Genomic DNA, 25,588 nt, shown 5'->3' with positions numbered 1-25,588 from the left:
ACAAAGATGCACACGCACGGAAGGGTGCCCGAGTGAACTCTGCACCGCACTTTCTGCGGATTCCATTCAAAGGAGCGCGGTCGGGAATCTTCCCCCTCACCTGGGGGCAGCAGTGGATATGGAATTCCATAACCGCGAAAGCGCCCTACTACGCCGACCTGAGCGGCATCTACACCGTGGCCGTTCCCGACGGGTGCGAAATGGCCACGATCGCTGACGCCCTCACAGCGGTTCTGAACCAGTATGAAGCATTTCGGACCAGGTACACCCTGACTCCCGACGGCGTGCCGCAGCAACTGATCATGGCCGAAGGCTGCATAATGGTCGACGTACAGGACGTCGCCCCGAACGATGCACAGGAGGCGGCCGCCGCCGCCACACGGAGATTCGACAGCCTGCCGTTCACTCTTCCGGAAATATCCCTCCGGGCAACGGTGATCGCTTCGGACGGCATTCCGAAGTTTGTCGTACTCTGTGTCTTCCACATGGCTATGGATTGCTACGGCATCATTCCCGTGTTGGAAGACTTCAGGGAATTCATGTGCGGAAAAAGTCTTGATTCGACACCCGGCGAGATAACGCATCCCGCGGACAGAGTGAGGGACGAGCAAAGCGCTAAGGGAGTCCGGCGTTCGGCACGCGGCGTGCGCTATTGGAAGCAACAGCTCGAGAAATTTCCAGACACCCCTCTTCCTTATACCGGCCGACGTCCTGAGGTTCCGCGGTATCGCACGTACGGCATGCACTCTTCCTCCGCGTTCGCCGCATCGGTCGCGCTTGCCACAGAACTGGGAGTGAGCACCTCATCCGTCGTCCTCGCAGCAGTGGCGTCGCTGCTCGCCGAGAGGAGCGGGAACCAAAACTGCGGAATCATTCTGTCAGCTAGCCACAGGTACGACGACGCATCCGTGCCGTACCCGGGCACTCTCGTTCACGGCGTACCGGTGGCCCTCGACGTCTCCGGACTTCCACCGCACGAACTTATCTCCCAATGCCATCGCGCGGGAATGCTCGGCGCCCTGACCGGAAACTGCCATCCAGAACACGTGGCCGAGATGCTGAGCGAGTCATTCGACCCAGGTGTCGAGGACAGGCTGACCTGTGTGGTGAACCTCAACCTTCCCGAGGCCGCAGATCTGGCAGGACGGACCAACACCGCCCGAGTCACCAGCATCGAGGCAGAGCGCCTTCTGCAAGATTCGCGATATGAATATATCGATGGAACTCCGCTGGAGCAGGAGAGATTCTACCTCGCCGCGAATTGCGACGCGACGAACTTCTTCATCACCCTGCGGGCTGACACCGCGGTACTCACATCCACAGAGATCGAGGAATTTTTGCGAAAACTTGAGTGCACTCTCGTCGAATATCTGTACCAGGCCTCCGCAATCCCGGAAATCCGGGCGGTCGAGAAATGAATCAGGCAGCAAACGCATTGCGGAAACCTGGTCGCGCTCAAGAAAATCCCAAGAAGGTCTTGTCAGCGCCCAGATTTGACGAGGAAATCCAATGAGCCAAGCAACTCCCCTATCGCATGGTCTCCCCATGGAACGCGATGCGGGCCCCTTCGCGCCTCCCCACTGCATCAGCCGGCTACGCGATACCCGCCCCGTCAGTCCCATGCTCTTCCCCGACGGTCACGAGGGTTGGATCGTCACCGGCTACGATGAGGCCCGCCAGCTTCTGGCCGACACTCGGTTCAGCTCTCGACAGGACCTCGGTCCTCTCCATATGCCGTACGTAACACCCGGCATGCCCCGCGCTACCGGACCGTCCCCGCAGGTACCCGGCCTGTTCGTCGGTATGGATCCGCCGGCTCACACGAGGCTGCGGCGCCCACTCATCGGCGCATTCACTGTGCGGCGTGTTCAGCAGCTCGAACAACGCATTGTTGACATTGCGGAGCAGCGAATAGCCGAAGTGGCGCGCATGACACCGCCGGTGGACCTGGTCAATGAGTTTGCCATGCCGGTTCCCTTGCTGGTGATCTGCGAACTGCTCGGGGCCCCCTACGCGGACCGGGAGACCTTCCAGGCCAACTCCGCCAAGTTCCTGGAACAGACCGTCTCGCTCGATGAAAAAATGGCCGCGTACATCAGCTTGACCACATACCTCTCCGATCTGGTCAGGCAGAAGCGCGCTGCACCCAGTGAAGACATACTGTCTGACCTCACCCGTCACGAAGACCTCAGCACGGAGGAGCTGACGGGCAGCGCCTTCCTGCTACTGCTCGCGGGTTACGAGTCCACCGCGAGCATGCTGGCACTCGGTGCATTCGCGCTCCTGGAGCATCCCGAGCAGTTGGCCCAACTCCGTGCCGACCCAGATCTGATGGCTGATGCCGTGGAAGAGCTCATACGCTATCTGTCTGTTGCCGATATCTTCCTCCGCTATGCCACGGAGGACATCGAACTCGGCGGTGAGACGATCGGCGAGGGTTCGACCGTCGTTGTCTCACTGCTGGCCGCCAATCGCGACCCCCGGCGCTTCAAAGATCCCGACATGCTGAACATTCGTCGTAAGGCACGCGGGCACCTGTCCCTGGGCCACGGCGTGCACCAGTGCCTTGGACAACAACTGGCCCGTATGGTGCTGCGTGCCGGCTTCACCGGCCTGCTGGGGCGCTTTCCGAGTCTGGAGCTCGCTGTCCCCGCCAGCGAGGTGAAATTCAAGCCCGACAGGAATAACCACGGTATCCACGAACTACCCATCACCTGGTAATCGAGCCAGTAGAACGGTCAGTAGAGCCAGAGATTTCGTGGGCGCGGTGGCCGGATGGCCGACGGTCAAGCCGGTCCTTTTACTTGTCGTTTCTGATCAGCTTTGTAGTCACAAAGCTGAAAGTCCACCATAATGGTGGCATGGATCTTGAACTGAAGAATAGGGTTTACGTCGTAACCGGAGGCTCGCGTGGCCTGGGCCTCGCGACAGCTGAACAGTTGGTGGCCGAGGGCGCGCGAGTGGTTCTCGCAGGCCGCGATCTGAAGCGAGCGGTGGGCGCAGCTGCTCTTCTCGGGGACAACGCGGTGGGGCTGGCTGCGGACATTGCAGATCCTGCGACTCCCGACCGGCTCATAGCGGCAGCGCACAGCCATTTCGGACGCTTCGACGGCATGATGATCAGCACTGGGGGGCCAGTTCCAGGGCTTGCCGTCGAGGATGCGGAGGAGCAGTGGCTGGCCGCGATCAACACTGTTTTTCTCGGCTCAGTGCGGCTCGCTAGAAAGGCAGTGGAGCGACTTCCTCGGGGAGGAGTGGTCGTGTTCGTCCTCTCCACCTCAGTGTACGAGCCGATTCCAGGCCTCGCGATCTCAAATAGCCTCCGCCCTGGCCTGGCAGGATTCGCCAAATCTCTCGCAGATGAAGTGGGGCCCCAGGGGATTCGAGTTCTTGGAATGCTACCGTACAGGATATACACGGAAAGGGCTCGCGAAATCGACGCACTCAGCGGGGACGCGGAGTCCACCCACCTGAAAAATGCCGCGAATATTCCACTACGCCGATACGGCACCCCAGAGGAATTTGGAAAGCTCGCAGCCTTCCTGATGTCGGATGCGGCCTCCTACGTTACGGGGGTCATGCTGCCGGTGGACGGCGGCGGGCTGCGCAGTTTCTGAGCTTGAGGTTTAACGTCGCTGGTCACTCGACCTGCTGAGGTCGGCCGGATTCGGGCATGCGTAGGGCGGCCGTTCTCCACGCTTCGAGATGTCGAGTACGAAGTGCGAGAGAGCGGCCGCTGCACATGAGTCTGCCCGTCGATGCCCGCAGGTGAGGCGTTGGGTCCGTTGTCCCGCTTTGGGGTCGAGTTCTACGTGTGTCTCTACAAGCGGGCGGATGCGCTCTTCGAGCTCACTGACGCGGTGCTGTGTGCGAACGGGCCGGTGAAGACGCTGGTCGAGTTGTCGCTGGCGGCCGAGCACCGGCGGGGACACGCAGCGCGGTTTGCGGCCTTGGACCGGGGCTGGCGCTGGAGCCAGCGTGGTTGCGCCGCGCCCTGGCTGGCCTGCCGCTGCCGAGGGCGGCCGATGGGCGGATCGTGATCGCTGTGGATGTCTCGCACTGGCTGCGACCTGATGCGCCGACCAGCAACGAGCGGCTGTTCTGCCACGTGTTCGGACGCGGAGACTGCAGCAGCGGCCAATTCGTTCCCGGCTGGCCGTACTTCTTCGTTGCCGCCCTGGAGTAGAGGGCGATGAACCAGGCGGAGGTGGTCTTGCCGGTGCCGCCCTTGAGTATGCCGACGACGATCACGAACGCGTGGAAGGCGCTCGTTGTGGCGGCGGCCAGAGTGCCGTATGGGTAGGACGCACTCTCGCTTCAGGGCCGGTCAAGACCGTCCGCGGCCACCGGCTGTCCGACCACGGCGGGCCTGGAGCAGGACGCCGCTGGTGTTCAGGCGGAAGCGGGCCATGGGAACGCTGACGCCGGCTGCGGCTGCGAGGGTCGCAGCATCTGCTCCGGCGTACACGTGGCGGAGCAGAAGCTGACGGGGGAGCAGCAGACAGCCAGCCAGCCAGTTGGCTTCTTCTTCCTGTTCTGGGTCGCATGTGAAGAACGCGTGCCCGCCGATCTGCTGCAGTTCGCGAACCTCGTGGCCGAGCAGGACATGGGCCAGTTCATGGGCGATGTCGCTCTTGGTGCGCGCAGGCTCATTGCAGGGGTTGTAGACGGCTACGGTGCGGCCACCCGGCAGGTGGAAGGTGGCCGCGGAGAACGCGCCGGGCTGCAGTGCCTCGAGCTCTCGAAGGCTGTCCATGCCGACCAGTTCCTGCGCGTCGACAACCTCGACGCGCAGGTGCTCAGCCAGCTGACGAATGTCCGGGGGGACATCGGAACGCAGACCGAGCTGTGTGCGCACGCGGTCCGCCAGCCGTTCCGCTTCTGACTTGAACCCTCGTCGCACTTCCTAGCCCCCTTCCTGGGGCGAGCGGCCTGTGTCCGAGGCCACCAGCTTGGTCTGCATGGTGCCGAGAAGGTCGGCGAGCATACGGCTGGCCTGCGGCGTGAAAGTAGAGGCCGCGCGCAGATGCACCTTCACCTCGGTCTCGCGGGCCGCCAGACTGCCGTACAGCTCCTTGACCAGTCCGGCGATCTTCTCGGCCGCGGCGTCGGTGAGGTTGGGGTCGCGTGACAGGTGATAGGCGATGACGTCCGGGGTGCTCTCCGTACGGAGCCGTGTGGGCTGGAAGAAACGCTCCGGAGGGAGTCCCAGCCAATCGACGATCCGGGTGAAGTTGGCGAGGTCCGGCAAGTGCCCCTTCTCCACCCTGGCCAGGGTGTTGAACGGCACATCGGCTTGCTCCGCTGCCGCCCGCAGGCTCAGCCCCAGCTGAGCGCGATGTTGCTGTACAAGCGTCTGCAGGGCCTCGATGTCGATCGGTTCGTCCATGCCTGCCACCTCCTTCCGCCGGGCGTCTTCCAGCGCACCGTAGCGTGGTGACTCTAGGACGATCACCTGGGCGTGATCATTCCACCCCTCCGCAACGTGCCTCCTAAGTCAGTTGTACCTCTTCCGGTACACGTCGTATAGTGTGAGTCAATGCTGGTCTCTCTGGCTGCATTCCGGACCTCCAGCACCGCTGTGCACTTCTGTTCGCCTTGCCGCGTGGATCCGGAAGGGACCGCCTGATGAGCGAAACCGCACGACTGCACGCCTTGCCCCGCTCCCTGCCCGATGAGTTGACCCAGGGGATCGCGGATGCCCGCCTGCTGCCGGACCAGGAGTTCCGGGAGGCCTGGTCGAGCATCGCACTGCCCACTGACATGAAGGAGCGGATGCTCCGAGGCGCGGTGGCCAGCATTCGACTGCGCCAAGCCGTTCCCTTCGACGCCGTGCCCTTGCACGGCATCACGCTGCTCACGGGTGCACCGGGGGTCGGCAAGACCACCGTCGCCCGGGGGCTCGCAGACAAGATCGCCCGCACTCTCGGCTCCTCCACCCCCTGGTTGTTCATCGAAGTCGACCCTCACGCTCTGGCCAGCGCCTCACTCGGCCGAAGCCAGCGCAGCGTGGAGGCCCTGTTCGGCACCGTCATCGAGGAGTTGGCGTTCGCCGGCCCCCTGGTGGTGCTGGTCGACGAGGTCGAGACGCTCCTCACCGATCGCGCGGCCCTATCCATGGACGCCAACCCCATCGACGTACACCGCGCAGTGGACGCGGCCCTTGTCGGACTCGACCGGCTCGCACGTCGGCACACCGACGTATTCGTCCTCGCCACCAGCAACTTCCCCGACGCGATCGACCCGGCTCTCGCCTCCCGCGCGGACAACGTCATCCAGGTGCCGCTTCCCGACCGCAGTGCTCGGCGCTGGATCCTGGAGCACACCGTCATGGCCGTTGCCCACGCGTTCCCCGGAGCCCAGTCACTGGCCGCCGCCGATGCCCTTGACGCGGCTGCTGAGCAGGCCGAGGGCTTGGACGGCCGGCGCCTGCGCAAGGCCGTCGCCGCCGCGTGCGCCTACAGGCCGGAGACCCAGGGCGACCCGAACCGCGTCACCGTTCAGGATCTCCTGGGTGCCATCGAGCACGCTCGGGGGACCGTATGAGTGTCATCGCGCGCCGCGTCGCCTCGGTGCCCCATCGGACCTCCTCCCAGACCTGGGAGGCGATCGTCGACCTGCTCGCCCCGAGTGCCGGATCGGCCCGTACCGCTCTGCTCGAGGTTACCGGACCGGCGTCGGTGATCATTGCTGAGGAGTACACGAACAGTGCTCCCATCGTGGTTCTCCCTGCCGAAGGCCCGCGTATCAGAATCCGTACGGCCCACGGCGGTGACGCTGTCGACGCCGCAGGGGACGAGATGCCCTTGATGTCCCCCCCGCTGGATCAGCCGGGCTGGCGTCTGTCTTTGCCCTGCGCCGAGGACGACCTGGACGAGCTGCGCGCGGCCCTCGCCGGAAACTCGCAGATCAGTGTCCGCGCCCTCGACGACGTACCTGACGAGACCAAGGCCCGCGCCGGTTCCGCCCGGATCGTCATCAACACCGACGAGTTGGAGCTGCCGTGAGCACCGCCGTCCACGTCAACACTCATGCGCACGCCGTCACTCACGTGTCGACCGGCCTCATCAGGAGCCTGCGTCAGATCATCAAGGAGAGCGGGCTCGACCCCGCCAAGATGACCAACCAGTGGCCGACTCTGGAGAACGGCGTCGAGGTCTGGCTCACCTCCAGGCACCTGCGGTCCCTCGTGCTGGAGATCCATGACCCGAGCCGACGTCACGGCGACGATCTCGTCGGGCGCTTCGACTTCACCATCAACTACGGCTACTACCCGGACGCCGACGGCGAATTGTGGCTCGACCCGGACACCGTCTACTACACCGTCCGCAAAGCCGGAGCCTTCCCGTCCCTCTGCGACTACCGCATCGTCGCCGACAACGAGCCTGGCCGTCCGGACGTCGCCGGATGGTCCACGACCAGCCTGCGCTCCACCGCCGGATTCACCCGCCACGAGGTCGGCACCGCCATCGGCGGCGGCAGCCTCGGTGCCGGGCTCTCCTACTACACCCGGACAGGATCATGATCAGCGTCAGTGAGGCTTTCGAGAACTTCAGCGGCAATCTGGAGATCACACCGACCGAGTCGGACCAGGCCAGCAAGCGTCAACAGAGCATGCGCGAGCACCTCGACGACAGCACCCTCGGCATCGCCGACACGTTCCTTACCGGTGCCTATCGGCGGGCGACCAAGACCAAGCCGCTGGCCGATGTCGACATCATGGCCGTGCTCAACGACAGGACCTACCTCGACAAGCATCCGCACAAGGTCCTCGAGGACGTACGCGCGATCTTGGCGCCGATCTACGGCGAGGACCGCGTCTGTTGTGACCGGCGTGCCGTACGCGTCGACTTCGGCGTGAAACTGGTCGACGACCTCACGGGCGACGTGGTTTCCTTCGACGTCGTGCCCGCCTTCACTGAGGACGACCACTACCTGATCCCCGACGACGTACTCGCGAAGTGGATCCCCACCAACCCCAAGGTCCACGAGGATCTTGCGGTCCAGGCGAACAAGGACTTCTCCGAGCGGTGGAAGCCCCTCGTGAAGATGATCAAGACCTGGAATCGGCACCACGGCCACCCCATCGAAGCGTCGTTCCTCATCGAGGTCATGGCGCTGGAACTCGTCAAGGGTGTGTGGGCCGGGCCCTACCCCCGGGAGCTGCGACAGTTCTTCGCCACTGCCGTCAACGCCATCGCGGAGCGCTGGCCGGACCCGGCCCACTTGGGCCCGGATGTCTCCGACATGTTCGACGGCCATCCCGAGAAGCTCCAGGCCGCCCAGTCGGCCCTGCGAGCCGCAGAGGCTGCGTGCACCGAGGCGCTCCGGCTTGAACGTGCGGGACGTACCGGCGACGCGCTGGCGCAGTGGCAGCTTCTCTTCGGCCCGCTCTTCACCAAGTCATGACCGCCGGCCAGCAGTCTCCTGTGCCACCGGGCGCCTCCGCCCGGATCAAGGAACGCCAAGATCAGCCAGAACACCTCAACAGACTGCTGGCCTACTCCCACCTGTACAAGACAGCGATGTGGTGGCGCCGCCTTAGGACGTGGGGCAACGTCCTTCTGGCTCTGACGGCACCGCTCTTCGCGGTGTTCCTCCCGGCGGGGGCGAGCACCCGCGGGGCGATCGCCGCGGCCTGGCTGGTACTCGGGAAGACCGTACTCAAAGGGCTGGAGGCAAGCGCCACCCTGAGGGCCGCCAATATCCAGGAGTTGTACGACACCAAGCTCTTCCACTTGGATTGGAATCAAGCCCTCGTCGGCCGACAGCCCGTCCCTGATGACGTCTCCTCGGCCGCTCGTCACATCCGTGAGCAGGGCCCCTATCTCGATTGGTACAGCATCGACTTGGGCGACACCCCCTGGCCCGGCGATGTCCTTCTGTGCCAGCGGCAAAGCGCAGTCTGGAGCCGTCGGGATCACCATGCTTATGGCGCCTTCCTGGCGGTCGGCGGCGGAACGTGGGCTGTCGCGATCATCATGTTCGCCCTCGTACGTGACATGACGCTGCTCGCCTTTCTCGTGGCGCTCTTCCTGCCTAGCGCCGCGGCGCTTCTCGATACCGTCGAACTCGCCCACGAGCACTGGCAGCAGTCCACCAAACGCCGACAAGTCGAGGACGACATCCACGACGTATGGAACAAGTACCAGGCCAGGCCAGCAGATATCCCAGCCGAAGAATGCCGACGCCTTCAGGACGCCACCTACCTCCTGCGGAGGGACGGCCCATCGGTACCCAAGTGGTTCTACGATCGCCGCCGCCCCGAAACCGCTGCCGTCACGAACGACGGCACCACAGTCCTGCGCTCATCGTCAGATCCCGACTGACTGATCAGCCGCGTTGTGTCGCTCACCCTCCGCGCTTGTGACGGCGGGGCTGTTCAGGGCAGTTGTGGCTCTGAGGCGACGCGGCTTGGTACGCGTCGTTGCCCTGATGTGAGTTCCATACGGGTTGAAGGCTCAGCGCTTCCCCGCAGTGCGCCAGGCCTGCATCCCGACCTTCTTTGCCGGGCGACTGGTCGCCATGCTGCCATGTGACCTCAGTCACAGGCGTGCCCGTCTCCTCAAGTGGAATCGCGACATCGAGAGGCGGCCGACCGGTACGCTCGCCACGTGGCAGTTCGCCCGTAATCGCGACACGATGTGGAGTGGACACGGGGACTGCGGCGAAAATCGGCATGCGGATGCAGTCGGCGATCGCGCACGCGGTCGCCGAGGTGCGGCGGGCCACCGGTGAAGAGGTGGACATCGACGCCGTACCGCCCGGCGACCCGGAGACGTACCGGCTGATCAAGTCCACCGAGACGCTGGGCTGCTTCCAGATCGAGTCGCCCGGCCAGCGCGACCTGGTGGGGCGGCTGCAGCCGGAGACGTTCGGCGACCTGGTCGTCGACATCTCGCTGTTCCGGCCGGGCCCGGTTGCGGCCGACATGGTGCGGCCGTTCATCGAGGCCAGGCACGGTCGCGCGCCGGTCCGCTATCCGCACCCGGACCTGGAGGGACCGCTGAGGGAGACGTACGGAGTCGTGGTCTTCCACGAGCAGATCATCGAGATCCTGGACATCATGACCGGCTGTGGCCGGGACGAGGCCGACCGGGTGCGGCGCGGGCTCTCCGACCCGGAGTCGCAGGGGAAGATCAAGGCCTGGTTCGCGCAGAACGCCGGGGCGAAGGGTTACGCGCCCGAGGTCATCGGCCGGACCTGGGAGATCGTCGAGGCCTTCGGGTCGTACGGCTTCTGCAAGGCGCACGCGGTCGCGTTCGCCGTGCCGACCTACCAGTCCGCGTGGCTCAAGGCGCACCACCCGGCGGCCTTCTATGCGGGGCTGCTCACCCACGACCCCGGCATGTATCCCAAGCGGCTGCTGCTGGCGGACGCGCGATGGCGCGGGGTGCCGGTGCTGCCGCTGGACGTGAACCGGTCCGGAGCCGCTCATCGAATCGAACTGGTGTCTGATCCAGGGGTCCTGGGGGCTCGTGAGCCGGCGCGATGGGGGCTGCGGCTCGCCCTCGCGGACGTCCACGGCATCAGCGAGGCCGAGACGGCCCGCATCGAGACCGGGCAGCCGTACTCCTCGCTGCTGGACTTCTGGCAGCGGGCCCGGCCCGGCCGGCCGGTCGCCGAACGGCTCGCCCAGGTCGGCGCACTCGACGCCTTCGGCGCCAACCGGCGCGACCTGCTGCTGCACCTCGCCGAACTCCACCGCACCCAGCGGGGAACGGCGCCCTACGGCAGCCAGCTCCCGCTGGCCCAGGGCCGCAAGACCGCGCCCGTCGGCCTGCCCGACCTGGAGGACGCCGAACGCCTCAGCGCCGAGCTCGGTGTGCTCGGCATGGACGCCTCCCGCCATCTGATGGCGGATCACCATGCCTTCCTGGCCGAGCTGGGCGTGCTCTCCGCCCAGCGGCTGCGCGCCGCGCCGCACGGGCGCACGGTCCTGGTCGCGGGAGCGAAGGCGGCCACCCAGACACCGCCGATCCGCTCCGGCAGGCGGGTCATCTTCACCACGCTCGACGACGGCACCGGCCTGGTCGACCTCGCCTTCTTCGACGACAGCCACGCCGCCTGCGCCCACACGGTCTTCCACTCCTGGCTGCTGCTGGTGCGCGGAGTGGTGCAGCGGCGCGGACCGCGCAGCCTCAGCGTGGTCGGCGCGGCAGCCTGGAACCTGGCGGAGCTGGTGGAGCTGCGGCGCACCGGCGGCCTCGACGCGGTCGCGGCACGGCTGGCGGAGCCGGCGCCGCGGCAGGACGACGAGAGCGACAACGGCCGCCGTATCAAGATGCCGACGGGATACGAGATGAACCCGTGGGCGGACCTCAAGCCCGCCGGTGAACCGGCTCCGGGCGGAAGGAAGTTGTGGCACCAGAGCCCTGGGAGCGCCGGATGATCCTCTACGTGCGCTTCCTTCCGGAGCCGGTGCTCGAAGCGGCGGGCATCGAAGCCGCGCTGCCCGCGCTGCTCGCCCTGGCCCAGGACATCAGCCCCGTCGTCCAGGCGCTGCCGCCCGACGCAGCGCTCATCGACGTCCGGGGCGCCGAGCGGTACTTCGGCCGGGACGCGGCCCAGCTCGCCTCGCTGCTGCGGGTCCGTGCGCTCGCGCACCGGGGCGTGGACTGCGTGATCGGCGCGGGCCCGGTGCCCATGCTCGCCAGGATGGCCGCGCGCGATGCCGTGCCCGGCACGACCCTGGTGGTGAGGGAGGACGAGTCCGCCGCCTTCCTGGCCGGCAAGCCGGTCGCCGCGCTCGACGGGGTGGGCCGGGCGACAGCCCGCACCCTGTGCGCTTACGGCCTCGACTCCGTCGGCCGTCTCGCCGCCGCACCGCTCGCCGTGATCCAGCGGATCCTGGGCGCGCGGGCCGGACGCGAGGTGTGGGAACGGGCGCGCGGCATCGACCGCACGCCGGTCGTCCCGAACGCCCTCTCCCGGTCGGTGGCCGCGGAACGTGCCTTTGAGATCGACGAGTTGGACCAGGACGAGCACCGCCGGGCGCTGCTCTCACTCGCGGAGGAGCTGGGCGCGCGGATGCGCGGTGAGCGCCAGGTGTGCACGTCGCTGACACTCACCGTCCGTTACGCCGACCGGTCCACGACCACCCGTACCCGCACCCTGCGCGAGCCCACCGCCCACTCGGCGGCGCTCGCCGGTACCGCGTACGCGCTCCATGAGGCGCTCGGTCTGCAGCGGGCCAGGGTGCGGGGTCTGTTGCTGCGGGCCGAGGGCCTGACGGAGGCCGAACGGGCGGCGCGCCAGCTGACGTTCGACCCCGCCGACGAGCGGGCGCGGCGGATCGAGGAGGTGGCGGACCGGGCCCGTGCGAAGTTCGGTCCGCGCGCGATCGTGCCGGGGTCGCTGGCGGCTTGAGGCGGTCTGACCTGCGCTACAGGTCGTTTCGTATGCCTTGAAGAAAAGTCAGTTTTTACTGACGCGTAACTTCCCAGTCGCGGTTACCCGCCCGTAAGTTGTCGTGAGCACAGCAAATCCAGCCATCGAACTCCCTTGAGCCGCAAGGAGACCGGCCGATGCTGCCTTGGAAACGTGCGCTCAGACCACTGTCAGCCCTCATGCTCGCAGTGGCAGTCGCCCTCACCCCCACCGCCACCGCCACCGCCACCGCGGCATCCGCCGCCGCCGCCCCCAGCCGTGGCTGGAACGACTACAACTGCAAGCCCTCCGCCGCCCACCCCCGCCCCGTCGTCCTGGTCCACGGAACGCTCGGCAACTCCGTCGACAACTGGCTCGTCCTCGCCCCGTACCTGGTGAAACGCGGCTACTGCGTCTTCTCCCTCGACTACGGGCAGCTCCCCAACGTCCCCTTCTTCCACGGCCTCGGCCCCATCGACAAATCGGCGGAGCAACTCGACTCCTACGTCGACAGGGTGCTCGCCTCCACCGGCGCCGCCGAGGCCGACATCGTCGGCCACTCCCAGGGCGGCATGATGCCGCGCTACTACCTGAAGTACCTGGGTGGGGCGGACAAGGTGAACGCCCTGGTCGGCATCGCGCCCAGCAACCACGGCACCACCCTGAACGGCTTCACCAAGCTGCTGCCGTACTTCCCCGGAGCGGCCGACCTGCTCGGAACCCACACCCCCGCCTTCGCCGACCAGGTCGCCGGATCACCCTTCATCACCGAACTCAACGCGGGCGGCGACACCGTGCCCGGCGTGCGCTACACCGTCATCGCGACCCGCTACGACGAGGTGGTCACCCCCTGGCGGTCGCAGTACCTGAGCGGGCCGAACGTCCGCAACGTACTGCTCCAGGACCTGTGCCCGCTCGACTTCTCGGAGCATGTGGCGATCGGCGTGTTCGACCTGATCGCCTACCACGAGGTGGCCAACGCGCTCGACCCGGCCCGTGCGAAACGCACCACCTGCGCGTCGGTCTTCGGCTGACACGCGCAGGTCACGCGTGAGGCTGCCCTCCGCTCGCAGCGAGCGGAGGGCAGCCTCGTTGTTGTTGTCCGGTCAGCGGCTGTGCCGGCCGCCCGCCGTGGCGGCCCTGCGCCGGCTGACACCGAACAGCGCCGCGGCACCGGCCGCGAGCGCGGCCGCACCGCCCGCCGCCATATAGGTGGTGCTGCTGTCGCCGCCCGTCTCCGCGAGGTTCTCGCCCGAGGCCTCCGGGGCGGCCACGGGCTCCGCGGCACCCTTCACCTCGGGAGCGTTGCCCGTGTCTCCGCCGGCCGGCTGCTCGGCCGATGCCGTGTCGGGCTTCTTTGCCGGCTGTTCGGCGGGAACGGCGCCCTTCTGCTCGCCGTGGCCGTCGCCCCCGTGACCGCCGTGGTCGACCGTGGACTTGTCGGACCCGGCCTCGATGTCCTGCTCGGAGGGGGCGCTCGCCTCCGGCGCCGGCGCCCCGCCGCCGTTGTCCTTGCCGAACACCACGTCGGAGCAGGTGTAGAAGGCCTCGGGGGAGTCGGACCGCTGCCAGATCGAGTAGATCAGGTGCCGGCCGGACTTGTTCGGCACGATGCCGTCGAAGACGTACGACCCGTTCTCCAGCTTCGGGTCGGTGACCGTGGCGAACGGCTTCTCCTCCAGATCCGACCACTTCAGGGGCTTGGTGGGGTCGTAGCCGTCCTTCGTGAGGTACAGCTCGAAGGAGCCCTTGTGCGGCGCGGTCGCCTTGTAGCGGAAGGTGTGGTTCCCGGACGCGAGCGGGGACGACGGCCAGTCCGCACGTGGCAGGTCGAGCCCCTTGTACTTGTCGCGGCCCGCGCTGCACAGCTTGCCGTCGGGGATCAACTGCTTGTGGTTCCCGGCCGCGTTGGCGATGTTGACCTCGTTCCAGTCGTACAGCGGCTGCGTCCCGCCCGCCGCGACCAGCGCCTTGCACGCCGCCGAGTCAGGGTTCTCCGGGCCCTCCGCGAAGCAGGCGGATATCCGGCTGACCGGGTCGGTCATGGAACCGTGCGCGGACGCCGGAGCGGTGGCGAGACCGGCGAGCGCGAGCGGCGCGAGGCCGAGTACGGCGACCGAGGTGACCTTGCGGCGAGCGGTCATGGGGACGTTCTCCTTCAAACGGCTATGGGGGGATACGAGACGCGGTTCGAACAGGCGGCACAGCCCCCCGCGGACTACGGCGCCGACTGCTCGAACCGGCCCCGGCGATCAGCAAGCTAGCCGCTCGCGACCGCGAAATCGCCTGCTGGAAGGGGGTGATGGCGATCCTTATGGCGCCTTTAAGGAAGGGGTAAGGAAGGGCTGAGGAAGCCGGCCGCCCGCACACGGGACTCACCTCGTGATCGCGGACGGGAACACCGGGCCCCGCCCGGACGCTGACCGGGTATGACCTCACACCCACCACGGACGGTCGCACAGAGCCTCGGCGGAGCCCACCGGATCACGGTCGAGCCCGGCACCGAACAGGTCCGCGTCATGCGGGACGGGCAGGTGCTCGCCGAGAGCCGGCGGCCCCTGGTCCTGCGCGAGACCGGATGCCCGGTCCGCTACTACCTTCCGGCCGCCGACGTACGAACAGATCTCCTGACCCCCTCCGCCACACGCACCCACTGCCCGTTCAAGGGCGACGCCTCCTACTGGTCGGTGCCCGGCGCGGACGATCTGGTCTGGGCCTACCTCGAGCCGAAACCGGGCGTGGCAGCCATCGCGGAGCACTACTGCTTCTACGACACGGAGGTGGTCCGGTGAGCGAGGAACCGCGGCCCCGGGGCGCGTCAGCCGCCGAGGTCTTCGACGAGGTCGGCGCGCGCTATCAGGAGGTGTTTGCCGACGTCCCCGGCCAACTCGCCGCCCTCGACTGGCTCACCGGCCGTCTCGCGCCCGCTGCCCGCGTCCTGGACGTGGGCAGCGGTACCGGCCGCCCGGCCGCCGAAACCCTGGCCCGGGCGGGCTTCGCGGTCACCGGCATCGACGTGTCCGCCGAGATGGTCCGGCTTGCCCGGGAGCAGGTGCCCGCCGCCCGCTTCGAACAGGCCGACGTACGTACCTACCGGGCACCGGAAGGCGGGTTCGACGCGGTGTGCGCCTTCTTCCCGCTGCTGGTGATGGACCAGCCGGAGGTGGTGGAGTCGCTGGCCAGGATGGCGTCCTGGGTGGCGCCCGGCGGGTCGTTCGCCATGGCCACCGTGCCCGGTGACATCAGGGGGCTGGACATCGTGTGGATGGGCCATCAGGTCACCGTCAGCAGTCTGGCCACCGACGATCAGCTGCGCGTGCTGGAGGAGGCCGGCCTGGCGGTGGTGCACCACCACACCGCCCTCTACCGGCCGCACGGGCCGGGCGCGCAGCCCGAGGAGCACCTGTTCGTCCACGCCCACAGGCCGGCCTGAGCGGGGGGCCGGATGCGGCCGCCACGCGTCCGCCGTAGCGTGGGACCGCACTCGGTTCCGAGGACATCGGGAGATGACACATGGCCGGGGAGATCTCGTTCTTCGAGCTGGGCGTGGGGGACTCCGAGCGGGCCCGCACCTTCTACAGCGGGCTGTTCGGCTGGACGTTCGAGGCCGGGACGACCGAGGGAGGCGGGTACTCGATCCGCACCCCGGGCGTTCCCGGCGGAGTGCACGGAGGGGACGCGGGAGCGAGCCCCTACCTGTTCTTCAAGGTCGACGACATGCAGCAGGCCGTCTCACGGCTACGTGAGCTCGGCGGCACCGTCGACGACATCGACGTCGGCAGCGACGAGGAGACGGTCGCCCGCTTCGGCCGCTTCCAGCTCTGCCACGACGACCAGGGCTCCCCCTTCGGGCTCCACCAGCCCCCTGCCTGACCGGGCCTTCAGCCGATCCGGCGGTAGCGCCGTTCGGGCCTGCCCGTACCGCCGTAGCGCAGTGTGACCTTGGCCCGGCCCGTCTCCGCGAAGTACTCCAGATACCGCCGGGCGCTCACCCGCGACAGCGAGCCCGCCTCTGCGCATTCGGAGGCCGACATGTCGCCCGGGTGCTCGCGCAGGATGCGCTCCACCAGCTCCGCCGTGTGGGGCGCCAGGCCCTTGGGCAGTTCCCGGGAGCCGGGCGGCCGGGTGCCGAAGATCTGGTCGACGTCCTCCTGGCGCGCCTCGTCCAGCCGGTCGAGGCGTGAGCGCAGCGACGCCACGTGCCGCAACTGCCCGTGCAGTGCCGCCTGGTTGAAGGGCTTGATCAGATAGTGCAGGGCGCCCGCCCGCAGGGCGGACCGGATGATCGCCGCGTCCCGTGCGGCCGTGATGAAAAGGGCGTCCGCGCTCACCCGGTCCGCGTCACGCTCCTCCGCCGCGCGCAGCTCCCGCAGCACGGTGATCCCGTCCATGTCGGGCAGATAGATGTCGAGCAGGACGAGATCGGGCCGCAGCCGCTCGGCGGCGCGCAGCGCCTCCGCGCCGCTGTGGGCCACCCCGACGGCCGTGAAGCCCTCCGCCTGGGACACATAGCGGCTGTGCAGCTTGGCGACCATGAAGTCGTCGTCCACCACCAGCACCTTTGTCACGCCGACACGCTAAGCCGCGACCACAAGGACCACAACGTCCGTTGATTCCGGAAGAGAGACAGCTTCTTAACGCGCAGGCAACATGTGGGCCACTTCACACTCCTACGGACGAGAGGCGTTGCCGTGCGATTGCGCACCCCCATTGCCCTGCTCGGGGCGGCACTGCTGGTGCTCGTGGGGCCGCCGCTGCTCACCACCGGCAGCGGCGCCGACACCGGTACGCAGATACCCGGTCTGCGGTTCATGGTTCCCAACACCCCCGGCGGCGGCTACGACATCACCGCCCGCACGGCAGCCAAGAACGCCGAGGACGCCGGACTCACCCACAACATCGAGGTCTTCAACCTGCCCGGCGCCGGCGGCACCGTCGGCCTCACCCGGCTCGTCGGCGAGCACGGGAACGGCAAGCTCGCCATGTCCATGGGCCTCGGCGTCGTCGGCGCCGTACACACCAACAAGTCGCCGAAGACCCTCGCCGACGCCACCCCGATCGCCCGGCTCACCGAGGAGCAGGACATCGTGGTGGTCGACAAGGACTCCCCGTACCAGTCGATCGACCAGCTGATCGCCGCCTGGAAGGAGGAACCCGGCAAACTGCCGGTCGGCGGCGGGTCCTCGCCGGGCGGGCCCGACCACCTGGCGCCCATGCTGATGGCGCAGGCCGCCGGAATCGCCCCCAGATCCGTCAACTACATCCCCTTCGACGGCGGCGGCGAACTGCTCGCCTCCATCCTCGGCAACAAGGTCGCCTTCGGCGTCTCCGGCGTCGGCGAGTACCTCGACCAGATCAGGTCGGGCGAGCTGCGGCTGCTGGCCGTGACCGGTCCGAAGCGCGTCCCCGGACTGGACGCGCCCACCCTGCGCGAGGCCGGACTCGACACCGAATTCACCAACTGGCGCGGCATCGTCGCCCCGCCCGGCCTGTCCGACAGCGAACGCGACAAGCTCATCGGCCTCGTCATGAAGCTGCACGACTCCAAGCAGTGGCAGGACTCCATGAAGAAGAACGGCTGGGACGACGCCTTCCTCACCGGCCCTGAGTTCGGCGACTTCCTCGACGAGCAGGACAGAAGCGTCGACCAGGTGCTGAAGGAGCTGGGACTGTGAGCACGACCGAGACCCCGGGACGGCGCTCCTGGCTGCGTGAACACTCCGAGCTGGGCGTCAGCCTCCTGCTCCTCGTCATCGGTGTCCTCGTCCTCACCGACGCGCTCACCATGGACGTCGACATCGCTCGACGCGGGCCCGTCGGCCCCACGACCGTCCCGGTCGTCGTCGGCGCCGGACTGCTCGCCGTCGCCGCCCTCCTCGCCGTCGACGTGCTGCGCGGCGGCCGCGGAGAGGCGGAGGGCGGCGAGGACATCGATCTGTCGGAACCCGCTGACTGGCGGACCGTCCTGCTCCTTGCGGGCGTCTTCCTCGCGGGCGCCGTCCTCATCGGCCCCCTCGGCTTCCCGGTCTCCGGCGCGCTGCTCTTCTGGGGCTCCGCGTACGCGCTCGGCAGCCGGCGCACCGACCGCGATCCGCTTGTCGCGTCGGTCCTCTCCCTCGTCACCTACTTCGTCTTCAACAACCTGCTCGGCGTCCCGCTGCCCGGCGGACCGCTGATGGGAGTGCTCTGATGGACTCACTGAACTCCCTGCTCGACGGTTTCGGCACGGCGCTCACCCCGATCAACCTGCTCTGGGCGGCGATCGGTGTCCTGCTCGGCACGGCCATCGGCGTGCTGCCCGGCATCGGCCCCGCCATGGCGGTCGCGCTGCTGCTGCCGGTGACGTACGGCCTCGAGCCGACCGGCGCGTTCATCATGTTCGCCGGGATCTACTACGGGGCCATGTTCGGCGGCTCCACCACCTCCATCCTGCTCAACACGCCCGGTGAGAGCGCGGCCGTCGTCGCCGCGATCGAGGGCAACCCGATGGCCAGGGCCGGGCGCGGCGCACAGGCGCTCGCCGCAGCCGCCGGCGGCCACTTCGCCGGTGGCATGATCGGCACGATCCTGCTCGTCGCCCTCGCCCCGACCGTCGCCGAGCTGGCCGTCGACATCGGCGCACCCGACTACTTCGCGATCATGGTGCTGGCTTTCATCGCCGTCACCTCCGTGCTCGGGTCCTCGCGGATCCGCGGTCTCGCCTCACTGCTGATCGGCCTCACCCTCGGGCTCGTCGGCCTCGACCAGATGACCGGTCAGCAGCGCCTCACCTTCGGCTCCCTGCAGCTCGCCGACGGCATCGACGTCGTCATCGTCGCGGTCGGTCTCTTCGCCATCGGAGAGGCCCTGTGGACCGCCGCGCATCTGCGGCGCACCAGCGGCGACGCCATCCCGGTCGGCCGGCCCTGGCTGGCGAAGTCCGATGTGAAGCGCACCTGGAAGCCGTGGCTGCGCGGGCCCGTCATCGGCTTCCCGTTCGGCGCGATCCCGGCCGGCGGCGCGGAGATCCCCACCTTCCTGTCGTACGTCACGGAGAAGCGGCTCTCCAAGCACAAGGACGAGTTCGGCAAGGGCGCCGTCGAGGGCGTGGCCGGACCCGAGTCCGCGGCGTCCGCCTCCGCGGCGGGCACCCTCGTCTCGATGCTCACGCTCGGACTGCCCACGACCGCCGTCGCGGCGGTCATGCTGGCCGCCTTCCAGCAGTACGGCATTCAGCCCGGACCGCTGCTGTTCGAGCGCGAACCGGACCTTGTGTGGGGCCTGATCGCCTCGCTCTTCGTCGGCATGGTGCTGCTGCTCGCGCTCAACCTGCCGCTCGCCCCGCTCTGGGCCAAGCTGCTGCGCATCCCGCGGCCGTACCTCTACGCCGGGATCCTGTTCTTCGCGGCGGTCGGCGCGTACGCGGTGGGCGGCGAGGCCATCGATCTGGTGATCCTGCTGATCATCGGCCTCATCGGATTCGGCATGCGGCGCTACGGGCTCCCCGTCCTGCCCGCCGTCATCGGTGTGATCCTGGGCCCGGCGGCCGAGCAGCAGCTGCGGCGCGCGCTCCAGATCAGCGACGGCAGTGCGGTGGGCCTGGTCAACACACCCTTCTCGGTGACCGTCTACGTGGTGATCGTGCTGCTGGTGGCGTGGCCGTGGCTGAAGAAGCTGTTCGTGCGGGACCGGTCGTCGGCCTGACGGGACGGCGCGAGACGTGAGGGGCGGTTCGCGGCGGCGGTCCGCCCCTCACCGTTCACGCGGCGAGCAGTTGGGCGAAGCTGTCTGCCCGGGCCAGCCGTTCCAGCTCGTCGAGGGCCCGGACGGCTTCCTCCGCCGCTTCCGGGTCACGGGCGGACAGGCCGCTCTCCTCGAACTCGTCCACGTCCAGCCGGAGGATCTCCCGGCCGTCCGCGGACACCCAGAGATCGAGGTCCAGATCCTCGACGCTCAGCTCACCGCCGTCCTCCGCCAGCACGGCGGGCCGGCAGATGTCGCAGTACCAGCCCTTGAGCGTGCCGTCGCCCGTGCGGACCTCCTTCACCGAGTACCACCGGTCCCGCCAGTAGTGCTCGGTGAACACATCGCCCGGCTCGAAGCGTACGAAGCCGAAGTCGCGTACGCCGGGCGCAGCCCAGGGCGCACGGACCGCGAGATGCGTCCCGTCGTCGCTGAGCAGCTCCGCCGGGTAACGGATCTTCGTCGCGCCCGCCTTGACGAGCCGTACCTCAACCGAGTGCGCGGACATGGCGGACCTCCGTCGCGCAGATCTCGTACCCGAACCCCCTGTTGATCGCGAGCATCGGGCCGTTGTCGGCGTCGTTGCTGGTGAACGCGTGGGTGTAGCCCGTGAGGCGGGCACGCCGCAGTGAGTCGGTCTTGGCAAGCTTGGCGAAACCCTTGCCGCGGTGGGCCCGCAGGGTGCCGGTCATGCCCGACAGATAGCGGGTGGCGCCGTCCGTCAGCGCCGCGGTGAAGGCCGCGACCTCGCCGCCGGCCAGCACGACCGTGGTGAGGTGCCGGTCGAGCAGCGGATCGTTCCACGTATGGGCGATCCAGTCCTCGTAGTCCTCGAACTGCATGCTGATGTCGCCCGGCTCGTCCGAGGTCGCCTCCGCGTCCGCCTCGAAAAGCGGGCGCGGATCCGTCTCGAAGTCCGCGGCGGTACGCAGCTCGACGCCCGCCGGCAGAGCGGGCAGCTCCGGCAGGCCCCCGTCCGCCAGGTCGAGGCGCTGGAAGTGCGCGGGGCGGGTGGGCGTGTAGCCGCGCTTCTTCGCGAACGCGAGGTTCTCCGGGCCGTCCAGCACCCATGCGTACACCTGGGTCGCCCCCTCCGCCGCGAGATGCTCCTCGGCGACGCGCAGCAGAAGCCCGCCGGCGCCCTGACCGCGGTGCTCGGGGTGGACGTGCGGGGTGACGTACGACTGACCGGGCTCGGCCGCGTCGTACGCGATACCGGCATGCGCGGCACCGATGAGCTCCCCGTCCCTCTCGGCGATCAACAGCCGGTACTTCTTGGCGGGGTTGGCCGTCTCGACCCCGAAGAGGAGGGACGCGGGTGTGGTCACCTCGAATGGCATGCAGGCACGCCGTACCCGGGTCACGGCCTCGGCGTCCTCGGGACGGAAATTACGGACGATCACAGTCATGGGCAGGCACGGTACGCGTGGGGAGGCGGCGTCGCCTCCCAATACTGACTTGGGCTCGTCAGGGTGAACTCTGGCGAAGTCTCTGTTGGGCCTGGAGTGTTGTCTGTGTTGCGTGGTGTGTGAGATGTGGCGATGGGGCGGGCTGACCGCTGCGGGGTGCAGGCGCGGGGAGACGGTACGGATGCGGGCGGCTGAGTTGTTCGAGGGGGGGGCGAGCCGCCGGAGGTGGCACGGCGCCGGCGGGTGATCCGGGAGTGGGCCTGTCAAGTGGTACCAGCTGTGGGGGAGGGCGGTGTGCAGGCGCTGGCCTCCCGTGGCTCGAGCGGGTCGCGGTGCCGCCTGTCCCCACGACAAGCCCCCTCCCAATCACGACCAACCCGGAGATCATCCCACTCACCGGTCAACGTGACAGCACCGCCAGGCAGAAGCTCAGTGGGACTCACTCAGCGAACACTGACCACGAAAAAAAGTTTGCACACCGGTGAGCAATAACGTAGGCTCGCGAACTCCTGGGCCAAGAGATGCGAAGGGATCTGTGGGCAGTCATCCGCTCCGGACCAACCGGGCGAGCGGCAAATGAACCCCCCACCGCGCCGACACAAGGTCTGGGGAACAGCAGATCCAGCCCTGAACGATCTTCGCTTCCTTGCATCGCAAGCTGCGCTTTCAACGAGGAGGGACCTGTGGCAGACATCGCGATCATCGGAGGCGGCCCCGGCGGGCTGACGGCGGCCATCGCGCTGGCCCGGCGCGGGATCCGCAGCACAGTGTTCGAGCGCGGCGGCCACCCCCAGGACATACCGCGCTTCAACCCCGACCGCTCCTACCCGATCGACCTCACCGGCCATGGACTGAAGGCGGTGCGGCACATCGACGCCGTCGCCCACTTCGATGCCCACCTGACCCCGTTCCACGGCATCAGGTACCGCGGCCGGATCGTCGACCCCTGGTCGGAGCCGGGTTGGATCGGCTCGCGCGGGGACATCGTGCGGGCGCTCATGTCGCTCGCCGAGGAGCGGCACCGCGATCTGATCGACGTCGCCTTCCACCGCGACATCCGTGCCGAAGACGTGGACGTGCACGCCGGCAAGGTGGCAGGGCAGACCTTCGACCTCGTCATCGGCTCGGACGGCGCGGGCTCCACGGTCCGCAAGGCGATGCAGGAGCAGGTCGAGGGATTCACCGTCGAGACCTCTGCCGTCCCCAACTATGGGCTCATCCTGGAACTCGACCAGGTCGGCGACACGTTGGACAAGCACTACCTGCAAGGGCTGACGATGAGCCCGTTCACCCTTGCCGGGGCGACCATCGACGAGACCAGGCCGGAAGGCGTCCGCTGGATCTGCGTCATCGGGGTGAACAGGATGCACACCTTCGCCTCGCCCGAAGAAGCCACCGCGTGGCTTCGCCGGAACGTCCCACGCGCCCTGGAGCTGACGAGCGAGAGTTGCGTCGCCGAGTTCTCCCGCCGCAAGGCCGTCCACCTGGGCCAGCGGCTGACCTGCTCGCAGCTGCACGGCGCCGGGGCGGTGCTGATCGGCGACGCCGCAGCGGCCTTTCCCCCGATCGGCCAGGGCGGCAACGCGGCCCTGGAATCGGCGATGGTGTTCGACCAGGCGCTGGCCTCCGGGCCGCTGGCGACCACGGGCGCCCGCTTCGAGGCGGCTTGGAAGCCCGAGGCGGACGCGCTGACCTGGATCAGCAGCCAAGTGCGCTACCAGAGCCCGTGGATGGTGGTCCGTATGGCCATTTCCAGGGTCCTCGGGGTCAACCCCATAAACAATTCCAAGAGTTCCATCCGCTCCTACTCCGAGGTACGGCGCTCAGCCGGCCGCCTCGGACCGCTGTGGGCCTGAACGGGCAGAACGGACTGAGACCATGAATCGTCAGGTCGGCAATCGCCTGCAACGGGTGGAAGCACTGGCCGCGGTGCCCGACATGCGGGGCCGGGTGGCCCTGGTCACCGGCGCGAGCGACGGCATAGGCCGGTCGGCCGCCGCCCAGCTCGCCGCGGCCGGAGCGGTCACTCTCATCGCCGCCCGCAACCGGGCCAAGGGCGAACGGGTCCGGGACGAGATCGTGCAGACCACGGGCAACCAGGGCGTCCACTGCGTGGACATGGACCTCGCCGACCTCGCCTCGGTGCGCCAGGCAGCGGCCACCGTGCTGGACCGCTGGGACCAGCTCGACCTCCTGCTCTGCGCCGCCGGCTACGCGGAACGCGGCACTCGGACCGAGACGGCCGACGGCTTCGAGATGACGTTCGGCGTCAACCACCTCGGCCATGCACTGCTGGCCCGGCTGCTCGTCGACCGGCTGCGGGCAAGCGCCCCGAGCCGCATCATCGTGGTCGCGTCCGAAGCGCACCGCCGCGCCAAGGGCGGCCTCGACTTCGATGACCTGATGATGACTCAGGGGAAGTTCCGGCCCTTCCTCGCCTACAACCGGTCGAAGCTGGCAAACATCCTCTACGCCCGCGAGTTGGCCCGCCGGGTTGCGGGATCGGGGGTGGACGTCAGCGCCGCGCATCCCGGGGCAGTCGACACGCTGATGGTGCAATCGATGTTCGACCGCCCCGTGCTGCGCCATCTCTACCCGCTGTTCCGCCAAGGGCTGATCTCTCCGGACGAGGCCGCCACCGGGCTGCTGCGGGTGGCGCTCGACTCCACGCTCACCGGCAGGACCGGCCTGTACTACGAAAGAGGGCAACTCGCCGAGCCGGGTGCACGGGGACGGGACGACGCCGCCGCGCGGCGGCTGTGGGCCGTCACCGAGGAGTTGATCGCCCTCGACGCCGCTGATCGGTGACGGCGCTGTCAACTTGTCGGGTCGAGGCCCGGCCTTGACGAACCGGAGCCCCGTCCCACAGCGCCTACCGCCTCCGCCGTCCGCGGCTGAGCCGAGGTGGATCAGCGGGCAGGGTCGAGAAGGATCTTGCGGACACCGTCGGCGCGGCTGTTGAACAGGTCGTACGCCGCGGGGCCCTCGGAGAGCGCGAAGCGGTGGGAGACCACGGCCTCCGGCGTGATCCGGCCGGCCTGGGCGAGGGCGATCAGGGCAGGGAGTTCGTAGTGGATCGAGCACAGTCCGATGGCGAACTCCAGCTCCTTGATCTGGGCCAGTCCCATGTGGAAGGGGAAGGCCTTGTTGTGGCTGACGCCGATGACGCTGACCCGTCCCGCCTGCCGGACGGCTTTGAGGGCGAGTCCAATGGTGGCGTCCGAGCCCACGGCCTCCACGACGGCGTCCGGACCGCGTCCTGCGGTCATCTCCCGTACGGCCTTCCGGGTGTCCTCACCCTCGACCGGCTCGACGCCCAAGGTGGCGGCGAAGGCCCGGCGCTCGGCGACCAGGTCGGCTCCCAGCACACGGGCGGCGCCCATGGCGAAGGCGGATTGCGCGGCCATGAGGCCGACCGGCCCGAGGCCGATGACCAGGACCGTTTCGCCCGGCTGGATGCGGGCGCGGCGGCAGCCGTACCAGGCGGTGGGGGCGTTGTCCGTCAGGACGATGGCGGCCTCGTCGGAGAGGCCCTCGGGCAGGTGCACCAGGTTGACATCGGCATGGGGCACGGCCAGGGCCTGGGCCTGACTGCCCGGGATCTTTGGGCTCACTCCGTAGCACAGGTCCGTCGGGGCCTGGGCGCGCTCGCACCTGGCGGTGAGCCCCTTCGCGCAGGTTCTGCACACGGTGCAGCCGACCGAGGCGGGAACAAGGACCCGGTCGCCGGGCTTGAAGCGGGCGACCTGGTTGCCGGTGTCCACGACCACTCCGACGCACTCGTGTCCCGGGGTGTAGCCCACCTCCGCGCTGAACCCGTTGCCGCCGTAGATGTGCAGGTCGCTGCCGCAGATACCAGCCGTGGTGACCTGGACGACCGCGTCGGTGGGGCTGGTGACGGCCGGGTCGGGGACGTCCCCGTAGCGGATGTCGTGATGACCCTGGTAGGTCAGCGCCTTCACCGGGCCCCTCCGTCCAGGCGCAGGGCGGCGCCGGTACGGAACGATGTCGCCAGGGTGGCGGAGTGCAAGGCGTCGGGGTCGTTCTCGAAGTCCCGGGGCATGGATGGTCTCCCACATATACAAAGA

At 68.2% G+C, this 25,588-nt stretch carries 25 protein-coding genes and 2 pseudogenes; 20 read left to right on the top strand and 7 right to left on the bottom strand.

All coding sequences use genetic code 11. From position 1 onward, the window contains the following. Positions 1-32 precede the first annotated feature (32 nt). The 4 genes and pseudogenes from ACZ4SA_RS19615 to ACZ4SA_RS19600 form a co-directional block, all read left to right on the top strand. A complete protein-coding gene (locus ACZ4SA_RS19615) occupies positions 33-1,418 on the top strand; it encodes a condensation domain-containing protein (protein ID WP_468275995.1) in 1,386 nt (461 codons plus the stop codon). 91 nt (positions 1,419-1,509) lie between these two features. Next, on the top strand, positions 1,510-2,721 hold the full coding sequence (locus ACZ4SA_RS19610) for a cytochrome P450 (RefSeq protein WP_468275994.1): 1,212 nt from the start codon (positions 1,510-1,512) through the stop codon (positions 2,719-2,721). Between the two features lie 140 nt (positions 2,722-2,861). Beyond that, entirely contained in the window at positions 2,862-3,617 is a 756-nt protein-coding gene (locus ACZ4SA_RS19605) for an SDR family NAD(P)-dependent oxidoreductase (RefSeq protein ID WP_468275991.1), read from the top strand. A 141-nt stretch (positions 3,618-3,758) separates the two neighbouring features. After that, a pseudogene (locus tag ACZ4SA_RS19600) lies at positions 3,759-4,183 on the top strand (transposase); the annotation flags it as partial. A 144-nt stretch (positions 4,184-4,327) separates the two neighbouring features. Here ACZ4SA_RS19600 and ACZ4SA_RS19595 read toward each other — a convergent pair. Next, positions 4,328-4,756: an ImmA/IrrE family metallo-endopeptidase gene (locus ACZ4SA_RS19595; RefSeq protein WP_468276053.1), complete on the bottom strand. Its 429-nt coding sequence runs from the start codon at positions 4,754-4,756 to the stop codon at positions 4,328-4,330. Between the two features lie 150 nt (positions 4,757-4,906). After that, on the bottom strand, positions 4,907-5,389 hold the full coding sequence (locus tag ACZ4SA_RS19590) for a helix-turn-helix domain-containing protein (protein WP_371658901.1): 483 nt from the start codon (positions 5,387-5,389) through the stop codon (positions 4,907-4,909). A gap of 239 nt (positions 5,390-5,628) precedes the next feature. Between ACZ4SA_RS19590 and ACZ4SA_RS19585 the strand changes: the two genes are divergently transcribed. The 8 genes and pseudogenes from ACZ4SA_RS19585 to ACZ4SA_RS19550 all read left to right on the top strand — a co-directional run bounded on the left by ACZ4SA_RS19585 (position 5,629) and on the right by ACZ4SA_RS19550 (position 13,403). Continuing rightward, complete coding sequence (locus ACZ4SA_RS19585; protein WP_468275987.1) at positions 5,629-6,546, top strand: AAA family ATPase; 918 nt, start codon at positions 5,629-5,631, stop codon at positions 6,544-6,546. Then, complete coding sequence (locus ACZ4SA_RS19580) at positions 6,543-7,007, top strand: hypothetical protein (protein WP_403466431.1); 465 nt, start codon at positions 6,543-6,545, stop codon at positions 7,005-7,007. Before ACZ4SA_RS19585 ends, ACZ4SA_RS19580 begins: the two co-directional genes overlap by 4 nt. Continuing rightward, positions 7,004-7,525, top strand: a complete 522-nt coding sequence (locus tag ACZ4SA_RS19575) for an HORMA domain containing protein (protein ID WP_095749562.1) — start codon at positions 7,004-7,006, stop codon at positions 7,523-7,525. The genes ACZ4SA_RS19580 and ACZ4SA_RS19575 overlap by 4 nt, the downstream gene beginning before the upstream one ends. Further along, on the top strand, positions 7,522-8,409 hold the full coding sequence (locus tag ACZ4SA_RS19570) for a CBASS oligonucleotide cyclase (protein WP_468275985.1): 888 nt from the start codon (positions 7,522-7,524) through the stop codon (positions 8,407-8,409). The genes ACZ4SA_RS19575 and ACZ4SA_RS19570 overlap by 4 nt, the downstream gene beginning before the upstream one ends. Next, a complete protein-coding gene (locus ACZ4SA_RS19565) occupies positions 8,406-9,329 on the top strand; it encodes an S-4TM family putative pore-forming effector (protein ID WP_468275982.1) in 924 nt (307 codons plus the stop codon). The genes ACZ4SA_RS19570 and ACZ4SA_RS19565 overlap by 4 nt, the downstream gene beginning before the upstream one ends. 344 nt (positions 9,330-9,673) lie before the next feature. Further along, positions 9,674-11,392 (top strand): annotated as a pseudogene (locus tag ACZ4SA_RS19560) (helix-hairpin-helix domain-containing protein); the annotation flags it as partial. Then, entirely contained in the window at positions 11,389-12,369 is a 981-nt protein-coding gene (locus tag ACZ4SA_RS19555; protein WP_468275979.1) for a DNA polymerase Y family protein, read from the top strand. The pseudogene ACZ4SA_RS19560 and the gene ACZ4SA_RS19555, both read left to right, overlap by 4 nt. A gap of 158 nt (positions 12,370-12,527) precedes the next feature. After that, positions 12,528-13,403: an esterase/lipase family protein gene (locus ACZ4SA_RS19550; protein WP_468275977.1), complete on the top strand. Its 876-nt coding sequence runs from the start codon at positions 12,528-12,530 to the stop codon at positions 13,401-13,403. 72 nt (positions 13,404-13,475) lie between these two features. Here the strand turns inward: ACZ4SA_RS19550 and ACZ4SA_RS19545 are convergent, their stop codons facing one another. Further along, complete coding sequence (locus ACZ4SA_RS19545) at positions 13,476-14,513, bottom strand: lytic polysaccharide monooxygenase auxiliary activity family 9 protein (protein WP_468275975.1); 1,038 nt, start codon at positions 14,511-14,513, stop codon at positions 13,476-13,478. A 285-nt stretch (positions 14,514-14,798) separates the two neighbouring features. Here ACZ4SA_RS19545 and ACZ4SA_RS19540 point away from each other — a divergent pair, with 285 nt between their 5' ends. From ACZ4SA_RS19540 to ACZ4SA_RS19530, 3 genes are all read left to right on the top strand, one after another. Beyond that, entirely contained in the window at positions 14,799-15,161 is a 363-nt protein-coding gene (locus ACZ4SA_RS19540) for a DUF427 domain-containing protein (RefSeq protein ID WP_468275972.1), read from the top strand. Further along, positions 15,158-15,802: a class I SAM-dependent methyltransferase gene (locus ACZ4SA_RS19535; protein WP_468275970.1), complete on the top strand. Its 645-nt coding sequence runs from the start codon at positions 15,158-15,160 to the stop codon at positions 15,800-15,802. The genes ACZ4SA_RS19540 and ACZ4SA_RS19535 overlap by 4 nt, the downstream gene beginning before the upstream one ends. Before the next feature lie 80 nt (positions 15,803-15,882). Further along, the gene (locus ACZ4SA_RS19530; protein WP_468275968.1) at positions 15,883-16,242 is read left to right on the top strand and encodes a VOC family protein; all 360 of its coding nucleotides are present in this window, start codon (positions 15,883-15,885) and stop codon (positions 16,240-16,242) included. Positions 16,243-16,250: 8 nt separating this feature from the next. On the opposite strand, the gene ACZ4SA_RS19525 is transcribed toward ACZ4SA_RS19530, so the two are convergent. Next, entirely contained in the window at positions 16,251-16,904 is a 654-nt protein-coding gene (locus ACZ4SA_RS19525) for a response regulator (RefSeq protein ID WP_468276051.1), read from the bottom strand. A gap of 156 nt (positions 16,905-17,060) precedes the next feature. Here ACZ4SA_RS19525 and ACZ4SA_RS19520 point away from each other — a divergent pair, with 156 nt between their 5' ends. From ACZ4SA_RS19520 to ACZ4SA_RS19510, 3 genes are read left to right on the top strand one after another with little or no spacing between them, the layout of a single operon-like run. Next, on the top strand, positions 17,061-18,044 hold the full coding sequence (locus tag ACZ4SA_RS19520) for a Bug family tripartite tricarboxylate transporter substrate binding protein (protein WP_468275966.1): 984 nt from the start codon (positions 17,061-17,063) through the stop codon (positions 18,042-18,044). Then, the gene (locus tag ACZ4SA_RS19515) at positions 18,041-18,559 is read left to right on the top strand and encodes a tripartite tricarboxylate transporter TctB family protein (RefSeq protein ID WP_468275964.1); all 519 of its coding nucleotides are present in this window, start codon (positions 18,041-18,043) and stop codon (positions 18,557-18,559) included. The genes ACZ4SA_RS19520 and ACZ4SA_RS19515 overlap by 4 nt, the downstream gene beginning before the upstream one ends. Beyond that, on the top strand, positions 18,559-20,052 hold the full coding sequence (locus ACZ4SA_RS19510) for a tripartite tricarboxylate transporter permease (protein ID WP_468275962.1): 1,494 nt from the start codon (positions 18,559-18,561) through the stop codon (positions 20,050-20,052). Before ACZ4SA_RS19515 ends, ACZ4SA_RS19510 begins: the two co-directional genes overlap by 1 nt. Positions 20,053-20,107: 55 nt before the next feature. On the opposite strand, the gene ACZ4SA_RS19505 is transcribed toward ACZ4SA_RS19510, so the two are convergent. Then, complete coding sequence (locus tag ACZ4SA_RS19505) at positions 20,108-20,599, bottom strand: ribonuclease FAU-1 family protein (protein ID WP_468275959.1); 492 nt, start codon at positions 20,597-20,599, stop codon at positions 20,108-20,110. Next, on the bottom strand, positions 20,580-21,500 hold the full coding sequence (locus ACZ4SA_RS19500; protein WP_468275956.1) for a GNAT family N-acetyltransferase: 921 nt from the start codon (positions 21,498-21,500) through the stop codon (positions 20,580-20,582). The genes ACZ4SA_RS19505 and ACZ4SA_RS19500 overlap by 20 nt, the downstream gene beginning before the upstream one ends. A gap of 683 nt (positions 21,501-22,183) precedes the next feature. On the opposite strand from ACZ4SA_RS19500, the gene ACZ4SA_RS19495 reads away from it, so the two are divergent. After that, the gene (locus tag ACZ4SA_RS19495) at positions 22,184-23,356 is read left to right on the top strand and encodes an FAD-dependent oxidoreductase (RefSeq protein ID WP_468275953.1); all 1,173 of its coding nucleotides are present in this window, start codon (positions 22,184-22,186) and stop codon (positions 23,354-23,356) included. 22 nt (positions 23,357-23,378) lie between these two features. Further along, positions 23,379-24,308: an SDR family oxidoreductase gene (locus ACZ4SA_RS19490; RefSeq protein WP_468275951.1), complete on the top strand. Its 930-nt coding sequence runs from the start codon at positions 23,379-23,381 to the stop codon at positions 24,306-24,308. Between the two features lie 101 nt (positions 24,309-24,409). On the opposite strand, the gene ACZ4SA_RS19485 is transcribed toward ACZ4SA_RS19490, so the two are convergent. Next, entirely contained in the window at positions 24,410-25,462 is a 1,053-nt protein-coding gene (locus tag ACZ4SA_RS19485; protein ID WP_468275949.1) for an alcohol dehydrogenase catalytic domain-containing protein, read from the bottom strand. Between the last annotated feature and the right edge of the window lie 126 nt (positions 25,463-25,588).

Source organism: Streptomyces sp. NPDC027962 (assembly GCF_055566095.1).
This window is presented reverse-complemented; position numbering and strand designations above follow the sequence as displayed.